The organism is Rhizobium phaseoli (assembly GCF_003985125.1).
Lineage (GTDB): Bacteria > Pseudomonadota > Alphaproteobacteria > Rhizobiales > Rhizobiaceae > Rhizobium > Rhizobium phaseoli.
The window spans coordinates 22177-41428 of sequence record NZ_ML133576.1 but is presented as its reverse complement, the minus strand read 5'-3'; the positions used below and the strand labels follow the sequence as shown (position 1 = coordinate 41428).

The window sequence follows — 19252 nt, the reverse complement described above, 5'->3', positions numbered from 1 at the left end:
AACGCCCTCCCTTCAGGCGAGCGCGAGCGCCATGCCGCCGCTACTCAATGCTACATTCGCCGTCACCGTCGACTCCGGCTTGATCGGGACCGCCTGTCGCCAGACACGGCCGCCCGGCGTCCTGAAAAAGGCGACCACCCCGAGGAAGGTTGCTTCCGGCGGGAACGCCACCGTCTTGGTGGCCGATCCGCCGGGAGAGACCGTCAATTGGTCGGAGCCGATCAGGTCTGCCCCGAGTGCGGAAGCAGGGTCGGACTGGAGGGCGAAAATATCGGCAGAATTGAACTTTCCGACATCCTTGAGCCTGAGGACGAGCACGGTCACCGGGCGATCTCCGCCATCAGCGGCAAGATTCATTCCCGCCTGTCCCGTCGCCTTGACGGTCACGGTCGAGGATTTTGGCGGACCGCCCACGCAGCCGGAAATCAAGCCTGTCACGCCGAGCATCATCAAAAAAACACGTCGTTGAAGCATCATTCGTTCTCCCTCTCTTCGTAGCCGTCCCGGAAATCGCTGCCAATTTCGCCGAGGAAGCGCGTTGATGCACTCCTGGCAATCTCGCGATAGCGTTTCTCGTAAAGTTCCCAGAGTTTTGCCCGTCGCCCGCCGGCAAGCAGCGCGTCCCACGCCGATTGAGACTTCAATTCGCTTTCCAGCGCCGCCGGATCGAAGCGGTTGACCATCCTTTCCAGCGCGGCCTGGACGCCACGCCACGTGCGCACGTGATGGTGCGCGAGATCGCGGATGGAGCCGTTGATCGCTGCATCGGGCGGCAAGAATCCGACATTGCGTTGCGTGAGGAACATCGCGATCACATCGTCGACGGTCGGCATGAATTTGAGAGGGTTTACTTCGGAGGCCCCGACAACGGTCTGCGCGATCCGGGCCTCGCCCTTTTCTTCGGCCCGCTTGCGCAGAAGATGGATCAATCCTTCCAGCATCATCCGGTACTCCCGGCCAAAATTCTCCATTTGCACGACGGGATCGGCAGACGGAAACTCCTCGCCGCGGAAGCCCAATCCGCGCAGAAAGGCGTCACGCAGGTCGGCTTCGATCGACGCTGTTTTCTGCTGTCTCGGCTCCAGCTGTGGTTCCGGATTGGATTGCGGGTTGATTGGTGCTGTGGCGGGCTCCGGCGCCGGCTGCTCTATAGGCGTGCCCGTCATAAAAAGATCCCAGGCACGGTTGTCCTGCCGCTGGGCCGGTAGCGGGTCGAGGCTGAACGGATCGTCGAACAGGGGCGCGCTCTTTTTCGGCTCTTGTCGGTCCGGATCGGTAAATGGCGCCGCAGCGGGGTGTTCGAACGGGTCAGGCAATCCGGCGGGTCGTCGGGGGGATTCAACCCGCTCGCTGCGTTCCGAGAAGAAAGAATCTCGTGCGAAGCCGATCGGCGGCTGCGATGTCGTTTGTTCAGGCGAACGCTCTGCCTGCATCCCTTGCAGCTCGACCCGGACGACATAATTGCCGAGCTGCAGCCGGGCGCCGTCATGCAACGGGGCGGAATTTCCCGCTCCAAGTGGTGCGCGCGAGCCGTCTATGAAGAGGCCGCCGCTTGACGTATCCGTCACCTGATATCGACCCTGAACGCAAGCAATCGTGCAATGGGCACGGGAAACATACATGTCCGGATCGTCGATCCGCCAGTCGGCGTCTGCGCTGCGACCGATAACGAGCTCGCCCTCGACGAGCCGCATCTGGTGCACGGCCTGGGGCCTGGGGGACTGTTCGAGGGTAAGGATCAAGGCCATGCGGTGGCCTCCGCAATCTCATGACGAAAGCCAACGAGGGTGCGCATGCACAAATCGGCAGCGTCGCCTTGATCCTGTTTCGGAGCGAGCCAGGCGATTTGCCCGAGCCGCGCTTTTCCCAGCTGGGCTGCGGGCACCTCGTCTCGTTTGAGCACGAGCCTGACATCCACATCGAGCCCGTTTCCCATCAGATCCCGGATCGCCGTTTGCAAGTTCGCACGCCGTTCGCTGCCGGGCAGAAAGGCTGCGTAGTCACGAAGCGTCAATGGTCCGACGGAAAGTTCGATTCGTTGCTGTCGCTGGAATGTTCTCGGGCCGATCGTGGCGCTTCTTCCGAGCTGCGCATAGGCGCCGGCAAGGCGAGACTGGATCCTTTGCGGTATGTCCATCCAGACACCGACAAATTCCCGAAGCCTGAAAGGAACCTTGAAATGATCGCCAAGAAACTGCGTGAGCCTTTCAGGCCCGTCGACCTGATGAGCAAGGGCCGCGGCGTGAGCAAGCTTCGTCAGGTCGATCGCTGTTGGCTGGCGCTCAACCGTGCCTCGCAGGCCGATCCCTGCCATGGCCGCCGCCATGGCACGAATACGACCGCCCTCGGCGCGCTCGATCTGCACGGCCGGGTGCGCATCCGCCCACGCTCGATAGAAGAGTGCGATCATGCGATGTTGAAGCACATTGACGAAGTCGACGAACGTGGTGTCGCTGACCTCGCGCATGTCGGCACCGGCAAACCAGCGCTGCGACAGGCGATCCAGCACCCAGCGCGTCAGATAAAGCGGCATCGGACCTTCCGGACCGAGCAAGCCGATCGTCGCCACTGTTACCCGGGCGGGCGCTGTCTCGGTGGAAGGCTCGAGCCTTGCGATGTCCTGCACTGCAAACCCAAGCCGTATGTGCTGTCCGAGCCGGGCCGGTTCCCGCTGCGGCGGTCCTGCCTGACCAAAGAGCCTGTCGGTCTTCTCGAGCCGCCGCAGGAGCTCAAAGAAATCGAACTGCTCGGCAGATCCGACGAGCTCGTTCTTCAGATCAGGAAGCGATTGCCCGGCGTTATCGGCCATAGCACATCCTCCTGTTTCTGCAGGATCCGCGCTCGTGTGCGCACGAATCCGTTTATCGCCGCGTAGCGTGCGAAGAGCCTCGAGAGCAGCGCCGTAAGCAACAAGCTGCTATGCCCGGCAAGCACCGACTGGTCGACATGGAGCGTGATGTCGCTGCCGCGGGCAAAGCACATCGGCCCGGCGATCGGCAAGCGCTCGATGAGAGGCCGGGCCTCGACTCGTGCTATGGCGCGTACATGTCGCGAGAGGCTCGGATCTCCCCGCTGCGCATAAAGATCGAGCATGGCGTGAAGCGGATCGACCCCGCGTCCTTCCTCCGCCAGGCTGAGAAAGTTCAGCGACAATTGTGCGATAAAGCGCCAGGCGAGTTCATCGGCCCTTGAGGCTTCGACAGCGCCGGCCGGAAGCGTTGCCGGAATGGCAGGCCAGGGTTGGCGTAGCGCGCCAAGCAATTGCACGGTCTCGACAGGATCGCCGCTTTCGAGCGTAAGGGAGGGCGTGTCGTCCAGTATCGGCAAGTCCCGGTTGGTGCAAAGGGCCGTCACCTCGATTCGCTTGAGTGGTCGTCCCGGTTTAGACTGCGCCGGGTGTGAGAGCGTGATGAAGACGTCGTCTCCGACATAGGATGTACGGGTTTGTCCCTGACGAAGCTCGTCCTCGCTCGGTCGCCGTGGGCGACGTTCGGTAAAATAGACCCAGCCGTTTGTGCGGTTTTGACCGAGACTGAAAAGAGCCGGTATTTCGGCGTCGGATCCTTCGGCATCGGCGTCCTCCACGCGCACCGCGCGATAGATTTCGAAATCGCGCGGCCGCGTCCGATCGGCGTGGAGGACCTGCCGGGTCCGCCGCGCATCGAGCTCGATGACGCTGCAGGAACGCTCGAACAGGTTGATGATCGGCGTTGCGAAAAGCTCCAGATCCTTGGCTGTGAGGCCCGCAAGTTCCGGAGCGGGACGACGAAGCAGGAAAACCAGTTCAAGCCTCTCGCCGCAATGGCGAACGACCGACCGCATCCCCGTCACACGCGCATAGTGAAACCGCTCGGGAGCGATAAAATATTCGCGCAGAAGCCTGTAGCCCTCAAACGTTTCGCGCGTACGAGGCATGAGCGCTTCGTCGTCAGATATGCCGACCATTTCGGGGGCGGGCAGCGGCTTCAAGGGGTTGTCGCGCCCCTCCGGGCGGACGCCAACGCCAGCGCAGGCGCCAAATAGCGTATCGAAGAGCAGTGGCGCCTTGCTCTTCTCACTGAAGTAAAAGTCCAGGCGATCGAGCGACAGGTCGGCGAGCTTGCCTTTGCCGGTACGATTGATGGTGATGCTCAATCCTGACGCGCCGGCAGCCCCGTCAATGGCGCCGATCCCCGCCGCCGCGAGTGCGCTTCGGTCCTGAATGTAGGTCACGGAACTGATTGCAAGCGGCCAGAGCGTCACGTCCTGAACGGTGGTGAATATGGATCTTGTCGAAATACCGGGTCGCACGCTCGACACAAGCCGCGTTCCCCGCTTCAGAAGGTGTCCGGCAAGCATGGTTTGAACTTGCTGGCCGGGCTTCAGCAAGGCCATGGCCGTTGCCGGCGCCGGCGAGACGAGGTCGGGATAGAAGTTTTCAAGCACGCTGCGGACATAGCGCGTGCTTTCTGCATCCACCTTCTGGCGGGTGCGGGCGGCCAGAAACGCGACGCCGTCAAGGAGCCGTTCGACAAAGGGATCGGGACAGGGAATGGTATCCAGGGAAAGATTGCGCGCGATCGACGGGTGCATATGGGCAAATTCGGCGGCAAGCGCGCGAATATGGGTGAGTTCCTCCTCATAATATTCAAGGAAGACCCGATCCATTTCAGGTGTCCTTCAACTCGGTTCTCGCCGAGCCGTTGTCGAGATCGAGAATGGTGCGGATGCGTAGCCGTTCCGGGGCCGGTGTCGTCAGGAGAAGCGCGTCAATATCAATCCTGAGGCCAATCGACTTGTCGCCAAGACTGACGGTCACCTTGGTTGCGCCTCCTTTGAGCCGGGGCTCGAATGCCGCAAGCACTTGTGTGATTTCCTTGGCGAGTTCCTCACGGTCGAAGTCACGCGATGAGCGGCCCGAAAACGGCGGCACGCCGTAGTTGACCACACTGCGGCGCACCTGCGGAAAATCTTCGAGCGAGGGAGGGTTCTCGCCCACCAGTTCGGCCTCCGCATCGGTCAAAAGGAGCGAGGATTCGAAACGCTGCACATTGAAAAGCGCCTCGATGTCGCGGCGCACCGCCTCACGAAGCACATCGCTCGAAACGACCACGCCGCGACTGTCCAGTTCCAGGCGACGACGTTCCAGGGAAAAGAGACGATGGATGTTCTTTTTCTGCTCGATGCTGAGATCCGTTGCTGACTCGATGTGCCCGACGCCACCGGCCACCATCGCGTCCAGCCGCTCGGCGTCTATCTCGCTTTGCAATATCTGCCGGAGATCTTTGATCTCGGAGCCGAGCCCCGGCAGGTCATTGACCAGGCGATCCCACAAGGATGGCTGGATCGTTTCGCGGGTTGCGCGCTGGTGCCCGCCAAGCGGTCTCGACTCCCTTCCAACTTCTTTTCGCCAGCCGTCACTTGCCGACATAGACATCCATTTCGACCTCGTCCTTGTCGTCGTAGTTGAAGGTGATGTTCTTGTAGGCGAAGCCGACGCGCTCCTCGATGAGATCGGGTTCGTCCTCGCTTTGCTTCATATTGTACTGGGTGACCGAAGCGTCCTTCAGCGTAACGACCAGATAATCACTGGTCTCGCCTTCGATCGTTCTGCGCGCGGAGAACTTCACCTCGCCGAGAAGCGTGTTGTCGAACAGCGCCTTTTTCAGATAGGGCGAGGATTTGTCATAGTGCTTGATGAAATTGATCATGCCCAGACTGACGCGGCCCCGTCGCGAGAGCGAGTTGGGATCGTAGGGGGCGACCATTTCAAACTCCACGCCGTGGATTTCGATCTCGTCTTCGTGGCCATCGCGAACGCTCGGTCCCGTAATATCCGGTACCTTGAGAAAACCGTCAATTTTCATGAATAACCTCCCTTGTGAATTCAGCTCTTCGTCGACGGCAGCTCCGATACGAGACGCAGTGACGCATTGATGCCTTCCAACTGATAATGGGGGCGCAGATAGAACCGGGCATTGTACCATCCCGGTCGGCCTTCGACGCTGTCGACCTGAACCTCGGCGGCAGCCAGCGGCCGTTTGGCGCGGGCCTTGTCGTCGGCAAAGGCAGGGTTGGCAAGAACGTAGCGATTGATCCACTCCGTCAGCCAGATCTGCATATCGGACCGCTCCTTGAACGAACCGATCTTGTCGCGGGCGATTGCCTTCAGGTAATGCGCGAAACGCGAAACCGGGAAAAGATACGGCAGATTTGCGCTCAGGCGCTCATTGGCCTGCGCATCCGGATCGACCAGGCGCCCGGCGCGCGTCTCGTCATCCTGTAACGAGTGCGCACCGATGAAGGCTGCGATGTCCGTGTTCTTGCGATGCAGGATCGGCATCAGCCCAAGCTTGGCAAGCTCTGCCTCGCGGCGATCGTCGATGGCGACCTCCGTCGGGCATTTCATCGCGACAGTACCATCGTCAGTCGGGAAATTGTGGACTGGAAGATTGACGACCGCTCCACCGTTCTCGACGCCGCGAATTTGCGTGCCCCAGCCAAACAGCTTGTGGCTTCGATTGATATTGACGCCCATCGGGAAGGCGGCATTCATCCACACGTAGCGATGATGATCGCCCTGGACATCCTCCTCGAAGGCGAAGCCCTTTACCGGAATGGTTTCCGCGCCATAGGGCAGGCGCGCAAGGACCCGGGGCATCGTCAGACCGATGTAACGCGCATCCTCGCTCTCTCGCAGGGACTGCCAGGACGCGTAGGCGGGCGACGAGACAATCTGTTGCAGGTCCTGGGGGTTTGGCAGTTCCTGCCAGCTTTCCATGCGGAAGAGTCGCGGGGCAGCGGCGGCAATGAAGGGTGTGTGCGCCGACGCGCAGATGCCGGACATGTTGCGAAGGAGAGCGACGTCCTTCGGGTGGTTGGAGAATTCGTAGGCACCGATCAGGCATCCGTACGGGCTACCGCCAAGCATCGAGTATTCGTCCGTATAGACTTTCTTGAATATGGGACTCTGATCCCACATCTGACCTTCGTAATCTTCGAGCGTGTCGGCCAGAGCTTCTTTCGAGATATTCATGACGCGGATCTTCAGCTTCTGATCCGTCTCGGTATTGTTGACGAGATACCACAGACCGCGCCATGTTCCCTCGAGTTGCAGCACTTCGGGCGCATGGAGAACTTCGTTGACCTGCTCGGTCAGAAGCTTGTCGATGCCGGAGATCAGGGATTTGATCGACTTGATCGCATTCGAGGAGATTGTCGTCGACTGCGAACGCGCGCGCGCTGCAAGCGCCAGATTTTGCACAAGGGTCTGCAGCTTCTCGCTGTCGTCCTTCTTGACCTTGAAGTCCTTTTCAAGAAGATCACTGAATTCCTGAAGATCGACGCCTTCGGCTTCCTTGACGTCGACAGCGGCTGTTTTTTCCTGTTCGGCCATGTTTCAGCCCTCCGACTTGCTGCCATCATCGATCGCCTGGTCGGCGATTTTTGCCAAAAGGGGCTCGTTGTTCAAAAGCTGGGCGATACGCTTTTCGGCGTCGACACGGCCATCCATGAAGCCCAGCAATTCCTCGAGTTGGCGGCGCATCCTCAGGAGTTCGGCGAGCTGGGGAACCTGTTCGGCAATCCGGTCCGGAGCGAAATCGCCCATGCTCGTAAAGGTCAGGTCGACGGCAAGTTCCTCGTCCCGCTCTTCGCCGGGCGGTTGGGGAAGCGTGTTCTTGACCCGCGCCTTCACGCGCGGGCTCAGTGCTTCCATGAAGCGGCCGAAGCGGTTGGCGTCGGTCTCGACAAAGGTCCGGTCCCGAACGGATTTCAGTGCCTCCGGCGTTTGGGACGCGCCGGCGAGATCTGCCATCACCCCCATCACGAAAGGCAATTCGATCGTGGTCGGGCTGCCATATGTTTCCACTTCATAGGCGATCTGGACGCGAGGCGCCCTGTTGCGTTCGATCACCTTCGCCTTAGTTTCGCTCATGGATGGTCACCTTTTGTCCCAGGGGCAGGTTTCTTGCTTTCCGAAACGCCGGCCAGAAGCCGGAATTCTTTCAGCCCGGAAGGAGCGAGGTCCTCCATGAGCTCGAGAAAATCCATCGGCACCATACGCTTGATCCTGCGGGCCAGATGGGGAATAGGGCTTGACGGCTCCGTGCGGTCGTAAAAGGCGATGATGAGGTCGATGCAGCGCGTGACTTCGTCTCGCGAGCTCAGGCGGGAGGGGAAGACTGTCGCCGGCTGGATCGGCCCCTGGTCTGCTCCGCCGTTGGTGGCAACCGGCGCTGCTTCGCCGCCTGAAGTGTCTTCTTTCGGACTCTCCTGTTGCGCACTGACCTTGGCGCGCTCCAGGGTCGCCGCCACGCGCTGCAGAAACCGGCTCAGATCTGGCAGGGTAACGCGCAAATCGCCGCCGATCTGCAGATTGAGCGACCGTTCGGCCGCCTCCAGTGCTGCGACGGCAGTCATTGCATCGGCGGCCAGCGCCGCGGCTTCATCAGCGGCCTGTTCGGCAAATGCGGCGCACCCGAACCGCACGCGATTGAGCAATTGCTCATGTTCGCTGACGAGCGAAGCCTTCTCAGCCGCACTCAAACCCGGCGCCGCTTCGTTCAGGACGGTGCGGCCGTCAATCGCCCCCCGCTCCAGATCGCGTCCCGTCACCGGGCCAGCGCCACGAGGCGCAAAGAACGTCATCTTGCGCAGATCGGCGAGCAGGCCATCTTTGTCATTTTGAAGCTGAATCAGTGCATTGATGCGGCGAAGAGCGGCCTCGCGGGGAGGCAGGCCGTCGCGAAGCTCCGGATGCATTGTCTGCCAGTGCATGTCGAAGGTTTGGCCGATCAGGTTCAATCCGTCGGCAAGGCCGGCCAAGCCCCGTTCATTTGCAAGGGCGCGCGTTACGATCACCAGCAGCCTGAGATCGCGGCCCTGCGCCCGCAGCTCCTCCGACTTGCGAAGCACGGTCGACCAGTCGACCGGCACTTCCGTTCGTGCGACCGGGTTGTTGCGCTCGTCTCGGCTGATTTCGATCTGCGGCTGTACGAGGCGTTCGAGCTCGTGGAATCGTCCGTCGTTCCGTAGGCTTTCGCCGGACGGGTTGTCACCGTTTATCGGATTCAACCAGAGCGCAGAGTCGAACAACAGATCCCCCGTTTTACCGAATACTGTTCTCCAGATCCTGTCTTATCATAAATTTTCGCTCTGTACTAATACCACTTATCGACGAGCGACACTAATTCCGAGTATCGATTAGTCGGGTTGTCATCGACAGGATCGAAACCTGCCCGCTGGCAATAACCGCATGTAAATCCTCGGCAAAGGACTTCGTGGATTCGGTTGTGGGGCGAAGCTGAGAGAACAGAGGGCGGTCAGTCTGCATCGCGATGATCAGGCTTCTGCCGAACGTATTGTCGACGGCGAAGGAAAGCTTAGCGGGATCGGTCGCACCATCTGCAGTGGAGTAGGCGACGCGGATGGTGCGCATGCCGTTGGACACCGTCCCGAGACCGGAAAGCGCGTTGTCCGGCCGCTTGATGTTGGGAAGGACGTTGAACAGATTGCCGGTGACATCGGCAATCGCGACCCAGAGGTAGCCGTTCGTGATCGTAGCCGGAGCCAGCACATCGATGACGGGATTGTCGCCGACGGAGTAGATGCCGGACATGTTCGGTTCGGACTTGTCGCCATAACCGAGCACGATCGTCATCGGCCCTTGCGGCACGTCGGGCAACAATGACTGAACGACACACAACTGATTATTGAGCACGGTCGTATCAAATCGCAGATCGCGATCACCCAGACGTGGTGTGAGCGCCTGCCGGAGCGCTTCGACGTCGCCGCTCGCCGCGACGTTTCCCCGAATGGCGACCGTCGACCCAAGAGGAAAGCTTGCCCCTTCCGGTGGCTGGACGACAAGCGGACCGCAGGTCTCCAACGGTGCGATGGTTGATTTCAACTCATCGGGCGTCAGGTTTCTCGGTCCCGCGGCAATCCGCACGAGAGCTTGATAGCCGGCGGCCTTGCTCGCCTCGCTGAACCGGCTGACGACAGTGTCTCGTGCCGCCTTGTCGGGTGCAAGGCCGGTCAGGCGGACGGTGCGGTCCGACACATCGAGCCTCCACTCCTCCAGCCCGTCGGCGGCGGCGAAAAAGCTGTCGATGTCCTGTGCCCAGCGCCCGGAAGGTTCCCCCTTCGCAAGTGCAAGCGCACCCGCGGGTGCTGGCAATCCGGCTGTTCGCGAAAAACCTGCCAATATCGCCTGTTGCTGCTCGGCATCGGGAGCAAAGCCGGACAAGCTCGCCTGGTGTTGCCCGTCGAGCCCGGCGCTGAGTTTGTAGGGTGCCTGAACCGGAAGGCTTTTGACAAACAGGCCGTCACCGAAGCCGGCAAACCACAGTCCCGCGACCGCCGCGGCGACAGCAAGGGCTAAGATCGCCGGCCAATGCCGCCAACGCGGACTGGCGCCACTCCCACCTGCCTTCTGGCCGCTGCGATCCGTCCGTAACATCTCCTCCACCTGCTTGACGACGGCCGCAGCCGTTGGGGGGCGTCGCGATGGATCGGGTTGGGTGAGATCGTCGATCAAAGCCTTGAGCGGCTCCGGAACGCCTGTCGTGTCCAGCCGACGCTCCTTGTAGCGGACGACCTCACCAGGACTTGTTCCGACGTTGGGAACTTGTCCCCGAAAGGTCGCAAGCAAGGAGGCGCCGAGGGCATAGAGGTCGGATCGCGGCTCCGCCTGCCCATGCAATTGTTCGGGCGCGGCATATTCATATTTTCCGGCAAACTCCTTGCCGACGATTGTGCGTGCGCCCGTCTTGCTGTCCTTGGCGATGCCGAAGTCGATGATGACGGCTTCCTCCGGCCGGCCGCTGCGCAGGATGATGTTGTCGGGCGACAGATCCCGGTGGACGATCTTGCGTTCGTGTGTCGCAACCAGGCCCTCGGCCACTCTTTGGGCCACGATCAGCAGGTCTCTGGAGGAAATCCCGCCGCGCTCGAGATAGTCGTTGAGCGGCGTACCTGCGACATAATCCATGACCAGATAGACGTAACCCTCGGCTGTCTGGCTGCAGTCCGTATAACGCACGACCGCGTCATGCGAGATGCCGCGCATCTCCTCTTCCCGCTTCATCAGTTCCAGATAGCCGGCATCGGCGGACAGCTCCCGCTTGAGTGCCTTGAGCGCCACGACACGGCCGGTGATCTTGTTGCTGGCGCGGTAGACTTCGCCCGTCCCGCCGCGGCCAAGCACACCCTCGATCTCGTAGGTATTGTTGAGGACCTGGTTCTTGCGAAAGATGTCACCGGGCAATGGGTCAATCATCTGCTAACTCCAAACCACGCGGTCACTATTCATCAAAGGCATGCGGTTCGAATATTTGTCAAGAACACTATAATATGGCAGTTTGCCATTGAGATTGAAGACTAGGCTCGTTCATTCACGAGCACCTGGCAGGAGCCCGAACGGCATGCAGCAGAACGTGTCTTCTCACAGCTTCAAACGTAAGGAACTCGTCGGCAAGCTCGATCCAATCTGTCTGCGTGCATTCAGGGCGGCAGCCGACGCCGCCAAGCTTCGCGGCAATCCCTATGTCGAACTCGTGCATTGGATCGAGCAACTGGCGCTGGTCGACCGAGCGGATTTCCAGCTGATCCTCGCCGATGCCGGCGTGGATCTCGGCCGCCTTGCAGCCGACTTGGCGCGGTCGATCGACAAGCTGCCCTATGGCGCGACGTCTATTGAAGAGTTCTCAGACCACATATTCCACGCTGTCCAGGAGGCCTGGAGTCTCGGAAGTCTTCAATTCGGCTCGGAAGAGGTGCGCGGCGCCTACGTCCTTCTGGCCTGTAGAAAGGTGCCGGTGCTTGATGGCTTGCTGTTGAAGATCAGCAGTGAGTTCGACCGGATCGAAGCCGATTCCGTCCTTGCTCGCCTCGACGACGTACTCTCGCAATCGCTTGAGAATAGAGGCCGGCGCGAAGCTGGACAACCGGTGCGAAAGGAACGACCGGCTGGCGGCGAGTCCGCTTTGGCCAAATATGCGACTGATCTGACGAGCCGTGCTCGAGAAGGAAAGATCGATCCGGTTGTCGGTCGCGATCCGGAAATTCGCCAGATCGTCGATATTCTCATGCGCCGACGGCAGAACAACCCGATCCTGACGGGCGAGGCCGGGGTCGGCAAGACCGCGGTCGTTGAAGGCTTTGCGCTTCGCCTTGCGGCAGAAGACGTGCCGCCGCCGCTCAAAGGGGTCGCGCTCCACATGCTGGATGTTGGCCTGATGCAGGCCGGAGCGAGCGTCAAAGGCGAGTTCGAAAAGCGCCTCAAGATGGTGATTGACGAGGTGCAGTCATCGGAAACGCCGATCATCCTCTTCATCGACGAAGCGCATACGCTGATCGGAGCGGGTGGGGCTGCTGGAACGGGAGACGCCGCAAATCTTTTGAAGCCAGCATTGGCGCGCGGCGAGCTTCGCACGATCGCCGCCACAACATGGGCGGAGTATAAACAGCACATCGAAAAAGACCCGGCGCTGACTCGGCGCTTCCAAGTGGTCAAGATCGAGGAACCCAGCGAAGAAAGCGCCGTTCTCATGCTGCGTGGCGTGGCAGGCACGCTCGAGAAACACCATCAGGTTCAGATCCTCGACGAGGCGATCGAAACGGCGGTCAGCCTTTCACATCGCTACATTCCGGCCCGCCAGTTGCCCGACAAGGCAGTCAGTTTGCTCGATACCGCTTGCGCGCGCGTGGCGGTATCTCAGCATGCGACGCCGGCCGAGGTTGAAGATCTTCTGCGACGCAAGCAGGCTCTCGAGATCGAGCAGGGGATTATCGGCCGCGAAAGGTCGATCGGCATCGAGGTTGCGGAGCGTCAAGCTCGCGTCGACAACGCCCTTGGCGAGGTGGAGACGGCCCTAGCGGAGGCGCAAGCCCGCTGGGAAAAGGAACGTTCGCTGGTGTCTGATATTCTCGACCTGCGGGCCAGGCTGCGCAGCGAGGGAGTTCCCCTCGATGCGGCGTTGTCGCAACAGGGCGATAATGCGCCCATTGCGACGGTCCCCAATGGAATTCTTTCAGCGACCCTTGAGGGCGAAAACGAAGCTCCCGATGGAAATGCCGACCTTGCGCGCCTTAAGGCAATGACGCAGGAACTCGCCGAAATGCAGGGCGAAACGCCCTTGATGCTGCTGTCGGTAGACCGCAACGCGGTCGCATCGGTGGTAAAGGATTGGACCGGTATCCCCGTCGGGCGAATGCTCGCGGGCCAGACGGAAAGAGCCCTCAAGCTCGCCGGAATTCTCGGCGAACGCGTTGTCGGCCAGGACCTTGCCATGGAAGCGATCGCACGCCGCGTCCGGACCAGCCGCGCGGGACTGGGGTCGCCGGAAAAGCCGGTTGGCGTTTTCCTGCTTTGTGGACCGTCCGGTGTCGGCAAGACGGAAACGGCGCTTGCCCTTGCCGAAGCATTATACGGCGGCGAACAGAACCTGATCTCCATCAACATGTCGGAATTTCAGGAAGCCCATACGGTTTCGACGCTGAAGGGAGCACCCCCCGGCTATGTCGGTTATGGCAAGGGAGGTATTCTGACCGAGGCCGTGCGCCGCAGGCCCTATTCCGTCATATTGCTCGACGAGGTCGAAAAAGCGCATCCCGATGTCCACGAGATTTTCTTTCAGGTCTTCGACAAGGGAATGATGGACGACAGTGAGGGTCGACGGATTGATTTTAGGAATACACTTATATTGCTGACCTCCAATGTCGGTTCGGATGTCATCATGAGGCTGACCGGCAACGGGGTCTCCCGCACGCCGATCGAAGAACTCGAAGCTGCATTGCGCACACCGTTGCTGCAGGTGTTCCCCGCCGCCTTCCTCGGGCGCGTCATCGTTGTGCCCTATTATCCTCTCTCGGATTCCATGATCGAAGCAATCGCTCAGGCAAATTTTGCGAAGATCGCGCAGCGGCTGCGTAGGAGCCATAACGCCGAACTGATCATAGGCGAGGGCGTTATCGACTTGGTCAAGGCGCGCTGTACCGAAGTCGAGTCGGGCGGTCGCATGATCGATGCGATCTTGACCAACACGCTTCTGCCGGCCCTCAGCACCGGCATATTGAACTGGGCGCTGGATGGCAGACGCTTGACGAGGGCGACGGTCGGAGCATCTGCGGAAGGCTTCACCTACGCTTTTGAATAGCGCTTAGATGGCATTTGTGGCTGCTGTGCGCCTTTAGCTGACGGCCTGGAATTCGACACGTCGGTTCTCGTCAGCTTTCGGCTTTTGTGGATCGAGCGGAAATTGCTCGCCAACACCGACAGCCTCGAGGCGTTCAGGAGGAATATGGCAATCCTCCGTGAAGAAGCGCGCCACTTCCCTTGCCCGCAGCATGGAGAGATTCTGATTGTACCGAGCTCCACCGGAGGCGTCGGTGTGGCCGACAATGCGAATGAGCTTAATGTCCATTTCCTTCACCACACTGCAGAGCTTCTGCAGCATCGGCTTTTGCTTGGGTGCGATCGCGGAGGAATCGAAGGCAAACTGCACCCGGTAGTTAACCTGATCATCGTCGGGCAGTTTCCAATATGTCTGCGGGGTTGTTATCGTCGCTGCTGCAGTTGTTGGTGAGGTCTCGGCCGGCTCGTTTCCCGGGGTCGGACTGACCCCGACAGTTTCCTGTTTAGCCGGATTTGCCGAAGCCTCAGGATTGCTGCTCGCTTGAGTGGAACCGACCTTGGTCGGCGTGGTCTCGGGCGTGGCGATCGGCAGTGGCGTCGCCTCCGGCGCAGGCCCGGAATTGGTCAGCACGAGGCCGCGTGACGGCCCCAGCTTGGCGGCCTTGAACAATTCCATTTGTCTCTGGAAACGTTCCTTGAGCGCCGTCTCATCCAGTTCCTGTGCACGCAATCCACTTTGTAGCGTGAAGACTAAAGCGAGAGACACCAGCAGCTTCACAGTCAGCAGGCGCTTCATTTTAGGTTCCTCTCGGCAAAAATGTTTCGCCTGGTCAAAAAATTACTATAGGATGATCGTGGGTGCAACCGCTTCCATGGCGGTCCTCACGGCGGAGCGAATGATGAGGTTCTTCCGGTCATGACCCCGGAATATCCCGAGAGTCCCTCGACGCGCGTGCCGAAGTGGCGGGGCAGGCCGCAAGGGGCCGGGCTGAGCCACACGGGTCATGTTCGCAAACGCAACGAGGACGCAATACTCATCGATCCCACAGGCGTGCTTTGGGCCGTTGCCGATGGTATGGGTGGCTACGGGCACGGCGACGTAGCGGCTGGCCTGGTGATCGAGCATCTAGCCCTGCTTCCCCATGAGCCAATTTCAAGCGCCGATCTGGTGGGCGCGCTCGAGGCTGCCAATTCCGCCATTCGGCGATGGGCAACCTCGGCCGACGTGGCACAGATGGGTGCAACCGTGGTGGCCGCACTTCTGCAGGGCAGTGCTCTTTCGCTTGCATGGGCCGGCGACAGCCGTGCCTATCGCTGGCGGGATCGGGAATTGCTACAGCTGACGCGCGATCATTCGGTCGTGCAGGAGCTTCTCGACGATGGGCGCCTTTCTCCCGCGGCGGCCTGGCAGCACCCGCAAGCGCATGTTGTAACACGCGCAATTGGAGCGTCCGATCATCTTGTCGTCGAAACCGCTGAAGTTTCGTTTTGCCCGGGGGATGTCCTCATTCTTTGCTCCGACGGGCTAACCGACTGTGTGGCGGACGCCGAGATCGCTGCCCTTACGAACGCCCTTGCAACGCCGGCGGCGACCTGTCAGCGATTGATCGACGCTGCTCTCGATAACGGTGCCCCGGACAACGTCTCGGTGATTGTCGTCCAGATTGATGGAGCTGCGATATCTTGAGGCAAATGAATGCCATCGCGGCCGTCGTCATCGGCATGAGCATCATTCTCGCGGCCATCATCTTTGCGTTTGTCGGAAACCTCCTGCAAGATACGGAGCGTGATCCGAATGCCGGCAAGATAGATCGGCTCACACAGCAACTTGCCCAGCAGGACAGTGAAATTCGGGGGTTGCGGTCTGAATTGAACGGCCTCAAGGGTCAGATGGCGGACGTCGGCGGCAGGGTGACGGAGTTGGAAAAAGCTCCACGAGCCGAGCCTGTTCCGACAGAGCCTGTCACCAATCCGCCGGCCGTCCAGCAGACCGGCCCTTCCCCCCTTTTCACGGACCAGTTCGGCGGTATGGCACCGCGTGAGGAAGAAGGTGATCTGACTGAACCGATGCAACTGGCCAAGAAGCGGTTCAACGAGAATGTCATACGCCCGACCCCGGCCGTGTTGCGACAGATATTAGGCGAACCGAGAAGCACCTATTCAACCAGCTGTGAACCGGTCACCAATCCGAAATTGCTGCATGCACTCGACACCCGCGACATCGGGGGCATTCGTCTGACCATGATCAGGCCAGCGCTCGACTCGCTTGAGCAGATCATGGCGCGCTTGAAAAAAGAAGAGCCCGACATCTATGCTGCTATCGGCACCGCGGGAGCCCTCTGTGCGCGGTATGTACGGGGGTCGGCGAAGTCGGTGTCCTCCCATGCATGGGGGGCGGCCGTCGACCTGACGCTCAAGAAGAACCTCGACAACATGGGCGACAACAGCACGCAATTCGGGCTCGTGGTGCTTGCGGAGTTCTTCAATGATGCTGGCTGGTATTGGGGGGCGGGCTATAGCCGCGAAGATTCCATGCATTTCGAGGTAGGCGAGGCGCTGCTGCGAAAATGGGCGGCCGAGGGCAAGCTGTGAAGGGCGTTTTCGAACCACCGGGTCCAGTCACGATGCAAGCAGATGTGCTCGCCGCACTGGCGCAGCCGCTGCTGGATCTTGCTAGACGTGCCGAAAGCGAAAAGAATCCAGATCCACGCGAGCTTGCGGCCATGGCACGGACCCTCGTCGCCGCCTTCGAGACGGAAGCACGACGCAGGAAAGTTCCCCCCGACTGGCTCCTGGATGCCCGCGATGCCCTTGTCGCTTTGGTTGATGCGCGAGCGCGCAACAATCCGGCATTGCCGATCCGAAAATGGGAGCGCGCGCTTGCCGCTGCTCTTCCAATCGGGGGCGTTATGGCGGCCAGCACCCTTGCCGAACGGGCGAGGGCGGCAGCGAAAGCAGGGCCTGCACGCCGGGATCTCGCCCGCTTCCTCGGCCACTGTAACGACGCCGTCCAGGCAGCGCTTCTATCTCGCACGCAGCACAAAACCGATCGCGGTCTTGCTGCTCTTGTGATCGGCATCTTCCTGGCAGTTCTGGTGGTATGGGCCGGATGGGCCGAATGGCGGTTTCGTGAGCGGCTTTTGTCGCAGCTGCCCGATGTCGCACGTGTCGTAGAAGCAGGACGCACGGCAAAACCGGCAGCCCGCGCAGCCCAACTCGACGCATTCCTTGCAGGCGTTCGGCTTGTTGAGGCGGATGCGCAGCGTTCCCCCCTTGGTCTCATTCATCATTTAAGGATTTTTGATCCGGCAGAGGCCGCACGCCGACGCTATGGCCAAGCCGTCGACGCCCTGGCCAGCGGCCCGCTTGCCGAGGCCCTTGGTGTTGCTCTCGCCACGGAAGGCGAGGCAACTGCACTTTACGATTCGCTGCGTGCCTGGTCTATCTTGAAGGGCACATCGGACTGGCAACCGCGGTTCCTGGCGGGCTGGATCGAAGATCGCACTCAGACATTTCCCGAACTTGCCGGCATGGCAATGCATGTCGCTGCCATGTCCGGGCCTCCAACAGATCTCGAAGAGCCGGATCCTGAAGCAATCGCTCAAGCCAGACAGTTTGCTTCAGAGGGCTTGGCAAACGAGCGCGCCATGCTGGAACTCGCCCGGGCCGAGAAAACTGCGGGCCTGCCTGCCTGGTCCCTCGGGCAGGCAGCACCTGGTCTCGACAAGATATTGATCCGCAGGTCCGGACTGCCCATCGAGCAGGCCGTGCCGGGTCTTTACACTGAGGCCGGATGGGCTTACGCGCGCTCCGGCGCTGCAGAAGAGGCGATCGGGAAGGCGAAGGCCGAAACTGCCAGCCTCCTGCACGCCGGAGGCGAGACAAGCGCCGATGCAGTTATGGACCTGCTTCAGAAGCGAACCCTGGAGACCTGGTCTCGGTACCTCGGCGATCTTCGTGTCAGGCCATTCACCGACCAACCGAGTGCGGTTATTGTCAGCGGCGTGCTCAGCGCGTCTAACTCGCCGCTCTCGGCGCTGATCCGCGAGGTATGGCGTCAGGCGGGCGGCACCGACCGCGGCCGCAGCCATGCCAACCAGCTTCGAATTGCCGCGACGCTCGGACCTGCCATCCAATTCGTGGAGCAGGGTCGAATGTCGGAAATCTCGCGCCTTTTCGTGTCGCTGAATGTCGCGCTTGCCCTTCTCGACGGAAATTCCGATATCGGCAAAAAGTCGCTGATGGACGCACAGGAGCGTGCGAACTCCGTCGTCGCCCTGCAGCAGGCGCCGCTCCTCGTCGTCCAAATGGTCGAAGACGTGATCTCGCAGACGGCATCTCCAAAGGCGGTAGAAAAGGCCGAAGATCCCGTCCCGACGGCAAAGCCGTCAGGGGCTTGGGGCGAGATCGCGATGGCCTGCCGGGCTGCCGTCGCAGGCCACTATCCGTTCTTTGACGGGTCGGACGCGGATATGGCTGAAGTCGCGCGCATTTTTGCGCCCAATGGTCTCGTGGAGACCTATTTCCGGACGCAGCTGTCGCCTTTGATGGATATATCAACGACGCCGTGGCGCTGGAAACCGGGAGCACGGCTTTCTGGTTACGCGCCCGAAAGTGCGGCATTCTTTCAGAAAGCTTCCGCGATCGGCGACGCGCTCTTTCGCCAGGGAAACGCGCCGCGTCTTCCTGTGTTGCTGGAGGCACTTGCGCAACGCGGTGCGGCTACCATCTCAATCGGCGGCGCTCGCGCGCCGGTTACCACATCAGGCGGGGCGGTGTCCTTTAACTGGCCGGGGGATCTGCCATCACGCGGCTTCGAGATCTCCTTCGATAGCGGCAGTGCGGTTGAGAAGAAGAGCACGCCCGGGCCGTGGGGCCTGCTGCGATTTCTGGACGGGTCGCGCTTGCGGCCACGCGACGGCGGCCGGCGTTTTCTCATAGACGTGCGGGCAACCGGCGCACGCGCCTACCTGCAGATGTCGTTCGCCGAGCCTGCCAACCCTGTCTCCGTGCGCATCCTGATGCGGGAACTGACATGTCCATCGAGCCTCTGACGTCACCAAGGATTTAGAGGAGGACGCACTCGCCTAATGAATTCACGTATGCCTCCGGGATGCTGCGGGTCACGGATGTTGC

At 60.8% G+C, this 19252-nt stretch carries 15 protein-coding genes; 4 read left to right on the top strand and 11 right to left on the bottom strand.

The genetic code is table 11. The annotated features are described in order from the left end of the window. Positions 1 to 12 precede the first annotated feature (12 nt). The 10 genes from tssJ to EFD56_RS19725 form a co-directional block, all read right to left on the bottom strand. Positions 13 to 474, bottom strand: coding sequence for a type VI secretion system lipoprotein TssJ (gene tssJ, locus EFD56_RS19770; RefSeq protein ID WP_004671480.1), 462 nt, complete (start codon positions 472 to 474; stop codon positions 13 to 15). Further along, complete coding sequence (tagH, locus tag EFD56_RS19765) at positions 474 to 1748, bottom strand: type VI secretion system-associated FHA domain protein TagH (RefSeq protein ID WP_126906034.1); 1275 nt, start codon at positions 1746 to 1748, stop codon at positions 474 to 476. The genes tssJ and tagH overlap by 1 nt, the downstream gene beginning before the upstream one ends. Then, positions 1739 to 2809: a type VI secretion system baseplate subunit TssG gene (gene tssG / locus EFD56_RS19760; RefSeq protein WP_126906033.1), complete on the bottom strand. Its 1071-nt coding sequence runs from the start codon at positions 2807 to 2809 to the stop codon at positions 1739 to 1741. The genes tagH and tssG overlap by 10 nt, the downstream gene beginning before the upstream one ends. After that, positions 2773 to 4647: a type VI secretion system baseplate subunit TssF gene (gene tssF, locus EFD56_RS19755; protein WP_126906032.1), complete on the bottom strand. Its 1875-nt coding sequence runs from the start codon at positions 4645 to 4647 to the stop codon at positions 2773 to 2775. The genes tssG and tssF overlap by 37 nt, the downstream gene beginning before the upstream one ends. A 1-nt stretch (position 4648) precedes the next feature. Continuing rightward, positions 4649 to 5410, bottom strand: coding sequence for a type VI secretion system baseplate subunit TssE (locus EFD56_RS19750; RefSeq protein WP_126906070.1), 762 nt, complete (start codon positions 5408 to 5410; stop codon positions 4649 to 4651). After that, the gene (locus EFD56_RS19745) at positions 5397 to 5846 is read right to left on the bottom strand and encodes an Hcp family type VI secretion system effector (RefSeq protein WP_004671470.1); all 450 of its coding nucleotides are present in this window, start codon (positions 5844 to 5846) and stop codon (positions 5397 to 5399) included. Before EFD56_RS19745 ends, EFD56_RS19750 begins: the two co-directional genes overlap by 14 nt. Positions 5847 to 5866: 20 nt before the next feature. Next, positions 5867 to 7375, bottom strand: coding sequence for a type VI secretion system contractile sheath large subunit (gene tssC, locus EFD56_RS19740; protein WP_004671468.1), 1509 nt, complete (start codon positions 7373 to 7375; stop codon positions 5867 to 5869). A gap of 3 nt (positions 7376 to 7378) precedes the next feature. Next, a complete protein-coding gene (gene tssB, locus EFD56_RS19735; RefSeq protein WP_004671466.1) occupies positions 7379 to 7915 on the bottom strand; it encodes a type VI secretion system contractile sheath small subunit in 537 nt (178 codons plus the stop codon). Further along, on the bottom strand, positions 7912 to 9075 hold the full coding sequence (tssA, locus tag EFD56_RS19730) for a type VI secretion system protein TssA (RefSeq protein WP_126906031.1): 1164 nt from the start codon (positions 9073 to 9075) through the stop codon (positions 7912 to 7914). Before tssA ends, tssB begins: the two co-directional genes overlap by 4 nt. 91 nt (positions 9076 to 9166) lie before the next feature. Then, on the bottom strand, positions 9167 to 11260 hold the full coding sequence (locus EFD56_RS19725; protein WP_126906030.1) for a serine/threonine-protein kinase: 2094 nt from the start codon (positions 11258 to 11260) through the stop codon (positions 9167 to 9169). 145 nt (positions 11261 to 11405) lie between these two features. Here EFD56_RS19725 and tssH point away from each other — a divergent pair, with 145 nt between their 5' ends. Continuing rightward, the gene (gene tssH, locus EFD56_RS19720; RefSeq protein ID WP_126906029.1) at positions 11406 to 14138 is read left to right on the top strand and encodes a type VI secretion system ATPase TssH; all 2733 of its coding nucleotides are present in this window, start codon (positions 11406 to 11408) and stop codon (positions 14136 to 14138) included. A gap of 33 nt (positions 14139 to 14171) precedes the next feature. On the opposite strand, the gene EFD56_RS19715 is transcribed toward tssH, so the two are convergent. Continuing rightward, positions 14172 to 14912 (bottom strand): OmpA family protein, encoded by a 741-nt coding sequence (locus EFD56_RS19715; RefSeq protein WP_126906028.1) that lies wholly within the window; start codon positions 14910 to 14912, stop codon positions 14172 to 14174. 120 nt (positions 14913 to 15032) lie between these two features. Here EFD56_RS19715 and EFD56_RS19710 point away from each other — a divergent pair, with 120 nt between their 5' ends. Genes EFD56_RS19710 through EFD56_RS19700 form a run of 3 tightly spaced genes read left to right on the top strand, consistent with a single transcriptional unit; the run spans position 15033 to position 19170 of the window. Next, positions 15033 to 15803: a PP2C family protein-serine/threonine phosphatase gene (locus EFD56_RS19710; RefSeq protein WP_064844967.1), complete on the top strand. Its 771-nt coding sequence runs from the start codon at positions 15033 to 15035 to the stop codon at positions 15801 to 15803. 5 nt (positions 15804 to 15808) lie between these two features. Continuing rightward, positions 15809 to 16708, top strand: a complete 900-nt coding sequence (locus EFD56_RS19705; protein ID WP_004671454.1) for a M15 family metallopeptidase — start codon at positions 15809 to 15811, stop codon at positions 16706 to 16708. Positions 16709 to 16740: 32 nt separating this feature from the next. After that, a complete protein-coding gene (locus tag EFD56_RS19700; RefSeq protein WP_126906027.1) occupies positions 16741 to 19170 on the top strand; it encodes an ImcF-related family protein in 2430 nt (809 codons plus the stop codon). The last annotated feature ends 82 nt before the right edge of the window (positions 19171 to 19252 follow it).